General features: G+C 59.7%; 1 protein-coding gene. It reads left to right on the forward strand.

The window, feature by feature from the left end:
* The coding region (locus ACIPIA_RS16385) for an OpgD/OpgG family glucan biosynthesis protein (protein ID WP_400511036.1) at positions 1-1,356 on the forward strand (1,356 nt) is incomplete at both ends.

Genomic DNA, 1,356 nt, shown 5'->3' on the forward strand with positions numbered 1-1,356 from the left:
GGTGGTTCAGCAGGCGACGGCGTTGGCAAAACGGCCTTTCGATAGTGAGAGCGCGAAGATTCCCGACGAACTGTCGAAGCTGACCTATGACAGCTATCGCGAAATCCGATTTCGCCGCGACAAAGCCTTTTGGCGCGAGGGAACGTCTGATTTTCGACTGTTCCCATTTCATCTCGGCTTCCTGCACAACAAGCCCGTTCAAGTTTATATTATTAGCCACGGAAACGCGATCCCGATCCCGTTCACGACGGGCTTGTTCGAGTACGGCAAGGTTCCTGTCCCCAAGGGCCTTTCGCCGTCGCTAGGCTTCGCGGGTTTCGCGGTCACCACCAACTTGAACGATCCGAAGGTTCAGGACGAGTTGATCTCGTTTTTGGGCGCGAGCTATTTCCGCCTGATCGGCCGTGGGCACCGCTACGGGCTTTCGGCGCGTTCGCTCGCGTTGAATGTCGGTGGCGAAGGCCCCGAAGAGTTCCCGTTCATGCGGGCTCTCTGGGTGGAGGAGCCGTCCCGCGACACGGCCGATCTCATCATCTACGCCCTGCTTGATTCTCCGTCAGTAGCCGGGGCCTTTCGCTATGTTGTCCGCCCGGGCCACGAAACTCATATGGACGTCATCGCGACGATCATTCCACGCCGGGAGATCGAGCGGATCGGGATCGCGCCCCTGACGTCGATGTTCCAGGCCGGCGAGGGTGATCTCCTGCAACGAACCGATTTCCGCCCGGAGATCCACGATTCCGACGGGCTCATGCTGCAAGCTGGCAGTGGCGAATGGATCTGGCGTCCCATTCGCAATCCGAAAACTCTGCGGATATCGAGCTTTGGTGACAAGAACCCGCGCGGCTTTGGCCTTATGCAGCGCGATCGCGACTTCGGCAGCTATCAGGATCTGGAAGCGCGCTACGATGCGCGGCCGGGCTATTGGATCCAACCCCAAGGAGACTGGGGCGAAGGCCGGATCGACCTGATCGAGATCCCGACGATGAACGAGACCTTCGACAATATCGTCGCCTGCTGGACTCCGAATACGCCCCTGCCCACCCAGAAGGCTACGGAATTCCGCTATCGCATCTCGGCGCTATCGACGACCTGGCACCTGCACCCTTACGCGCAGGTGCAGCAAAGCTTCAACGGTTCAGATATCGAGGACGGCCTTTCCGACGGATATGGCACGAAGCGCTTCATTGTCGATTTCGCCGGCGGGGATCTTGGCTATTACCAGAGCGAGCCTGACCGCCTGGAGCTTGTCGCGACGACCACGGCTGGCTCAATCACCAGAAAAATCCTGACAGTCAATGCGCCGCTGAAAGGGGCCCGCGCCATCGTCGACGCGACTCTGCCGGACGGACAGTC

It is taken from the genome of Allobosea sp. CER48, from assembly GCF_044752385.1.
Taxonomy (GTDB): domain Bacteria; phylum Pseudomonadota; class Alphaproteobacteria; order Rhizobiales; family Beijerinckiaceae; genus Allobosea.